Below are 2,863 nucleotides of genomic sequence, written 5' to 3' on the forward strand. Positions count from 1 at the left end.
TGATCAGTGAGGTGCGCATGTGGTCGGCGATGGACCAGCCCACCAGGCGGCGCGAGAAGCAGTCGATCACGGTGGCCAGATACAAAAACTCGCCGTCGCCCACCCGTGGCCCAGCCCGTCGAACCCACCGCACGGTGAAACAGCACAGGTAGCCTCACCTCAACTCTCACGTGTTGCGGTGATCACTGGAATGCGCCCCTAATTGGTTCCGGCGGTGAGTTCACCGAAGAGCTTGTTCGCGGTGGGGGAGGTGAACATCCGCATCATCTCTGCACGGGCGACCTGCTTGCGGAACTCTCCTTCGTAACTGGCGTCGCCGGCGTTGTGCATGAGGTCGGTGATCCACGCGGCGAATGCCTGGTAGTTCCAGATGTGGCGCAGACAGTCCGCGGAGTAGCTCTTAAGCAGGCTCGTATCGTCCTGCTGGATCCGAGCGAGGAGTGCCTTGGCGAACATGTCAGTGTCGTGGAGGGCGAGGTGGATGCCCTTCGCGCTCATCGGCGGGACGATGTGGGCGGCGTCGCCGAGCAGGAACAGCTTGCCGTAGCTCATCGGGTCGAAGACCACGCTGCGCAGCGGGATAACCTGCTTGCTGAGGATTTCGCCGCTGGTCACGGGGGTGCCGAAGCGGGCTTCGAGTTCGCTCCAGATCCGCTCGTCGGGCCACTGCTCGGGGGTGTCGTCGACCGGGCACTGGAGGTAGATGCGCGTGGCGTTCGCGCCGCGGGGGATCATGCCGCTCAGGCCGCGCTCGTGGATCGCCATGCCGGCCGGGCTGGTCGCTACCGCGGCCCAGACGGTAAGCCAGGAGTAGCCGTACTCGTACGAGTACTCGCTCAGCACATCGGCCGGAATAGTGGCTCGGCTCACGCCGTGGAAGCCGTCCGCGCCGGCGATGAAGTCACAGGTGATGACCTTCGTCGTGCCGTCGGTGTCCTGGTAGCGGACGGTGGGCTGCTCGCCCCCCACGTTCTCCAGGCGCACGTCGAGGGCCTCGTAGCGGAGGTTGCCTCCTTCGGCCAGGAAGGCGTCCGTGAGGTTGCGGACAAGGACGTGCTGGGGGATGAACATGCCGCCTTCCTCATCGTGCTCGATGTCCATCGGCATCGCCTGTCCGTCGATGAAGAAGCCGCCCTCGTCCTGCGGGATGGGGTCGCCCCCCTCCAGGACTTCTCCGAGTCCCCACTTACGGATGACGTGCACGCCGAAGCTGTCCAGGGCCCCGGCACGCTGGCGCTGGTCGATGTAGGCGCGGCTGCGCTTTTCCAGCACGACGCAGTCAACGCCGTTGCGCTGCAGAATGTTGGCGAGTGTCAGGCCGGCGACCCCGGCCCCGACGATGACGACGGGGGTGTTCTCGCGTGACTCAGCCATATTGTTCGGGTCTCCTCGGGTCGGGAAGTGATGGCCCGCCGTCCAAGTGGCGCGGCGTAATGACACCACTGTGAAACCCACCCCGAGCCGCACACCACCGGTAAACTGACACCTGATACCGAAAACCCGCCAACCGTGTGGCGGGAACGCGAGGGTGTCGGGGTACGTGCTCAGACGCCGGCTCGCGCTACGCCGCCGCAGCACTGTTGCGCAAGTTGGCCTGGTAGCTGCCCGGGGTCTGGCCGACAACCTCGTTGAAGGCGTCGATGAAGCTGGATGGATTCGACCATCCGCAGGTCACCGCAGTATCGGTGACCGACATGCCGTTGGTGAGGTGGGCCAAGGCGTGATGGATGCGCAAGATGGTGCGCCAGCGGTGGAAGCTCATGCCGAGTTCAGTGTGGAACAGGCGACTCAGGGTGCGCTCACTGGCACCTGCGACGCGCCCCAGCTCGGTCAGCGTCGCCGGCCGGGCCGGGTCGGCGTGCAGAAGGTCGGTGACCGCACGCAGCCGGTCATCGCGGGGTTCGGGCAGGTGCAGAGACTGCTCGGTGCTGTCGGAAAGCTCGTCGATGACCACGCCGAGCAGCCGCTGACGGGCGCCGGGGCGGGCCTCGGGCCGGTCGGCGGTCAGCGCCAGAACGGCCTCGCGCAGCAGCGGGCTGACCGCGAACACGCTGGGGTATGGGAGGAGGTCGCCGCACAGCTCGACCGGGATGGTCAGCAGGCGGACGTCGGTGCGGCCGTAGAAGCGGTGACCATGGGCGAAGCCGGGCGGCGTCCAGGTCACACGGTTGGCCGGAGCCACCCAGGTTCCGCGTTCGGTCGTGGTGGCCAGGGTTCCGGCAGCCGCGTAGACGAGCTGTCCCGCATTGTGCGTGTGCGGTTCGAGATGGTAGCCGTGAGGCAGCCACCCCGCCCCACTGGGGACGAGCAGCGGGGCTGAGGGATCCGGCGAAGGTTGGCGGCTTTTCGTCATCAGGTGCCAGTTTACCGGCGGTGTGCGGGTTGGTGACGGGCCGACAGTGAGTTCCATGAGCACCGACACCCAGGCGTCGAGCCAAGGAGGACGACCGTGATGGCACCCGCCGCCCAGCGCGCCCGCCGTCGGCGGATGCTGCTCCTCACCATCCAGGCCAGCGAACGGGTCAGCCCGCACTTCCAGTGCATCACGCTGGGCGGCAAGGACGTCCGGCACCTGGAGCAGCACGGGTTCGACCAGTCGGGACGGCTGTTCTTCGCCGATCCCGGCAATCCTGATGTGGTCCTGCCCACCCGTGAGCGGTGGATGCTCCAGCGCACCCTGCAAAGCGGCCGGCAGCGTTCCCGCGTGAGGACCTACTCGATCCGCCGTTTTCGGCCGCAGGACTCCGCGTTCGACCTGGAGATCTGGGGGTCATCTCATGGTCATGGCAGACACGCGGCCGGGCGAGGGCCCGCAAGCCGATGCCCGCTCCCGGGCCCTCGCCCCTCTCCTGCCGCCGCTGCC

3 protein-coding genes are annotated in these 2,863 nt (G+C 67.1%); 1 reads left to right on the top strand and 2 read right to left on the bottom strand.

Features of this window, described 5'->3' with window-relative positions; translation table 11 throughout:
• Positions 1 to 198 precede the first annotated feature (198 nt).
• A complete protein-coding gene (locus tag IE271_RS40525) occupies positions 199 to 1,374 on the bottom strand; it encodes a 4-hydroxybenzoate 3-monooxygenase (protein ID WP_190195427.1) in 1,176 nt (391 codons plus the stop codon).
• A gap of 187 nt (positions 1,375 to 1,561) precedes the next feature.
• On the bottom strand, positions 1,562 to 2,353 hold the full coding sequence (locus IE271_RS40530) for a helix-turn-helix domain-containing protein (RefSeq protein ID WP_190195429.1): 792 nt from the start codon (positions 2,351 to 2,353) through the stop codon (positions 1,562 to 1,564).
• A gap of 99 nt (positions 2,354 to 2,452) precedes the next feature.
• Between IE271_RS40530 and IE271_RS40535 the strand changes: the two genes are divergently transcribed.
• On the top strand, positions 2,453 to 2,863 hold a 411-nt coding region (locus IE271_RS40535; protein WP_229919976.1), incomplete at its 3' end, for a siderophore-interacting protein.

The organism is Streptomyces minutiscleroticus, assembly GCF_014650875.1.
GTDB lineage: Bacteria > Actinomycetota > Actinomycetes > Streptomycetales > Streptomycetaceae > Streptomyces > Streptomyces minutiscleroticus.

Bases quoted from the DNA above. Each gene is read 5' to 3' on its own strand.
- IE271_RS40525 (WP_190195427.1), bottom strand. From the start codon at position 1,374: ATGGCTGAGTCACGCGAGAACACCCCCGTCGTCATCGTCGGGGCCGGG.
- IE271_RS40530 (WP_190195429.1), bottom strand. From the start codon at position 2,353: ATGACGAAAAGCCGCCAACCTTCGCCGGATCCCTCAGCCCCGCTGCTC.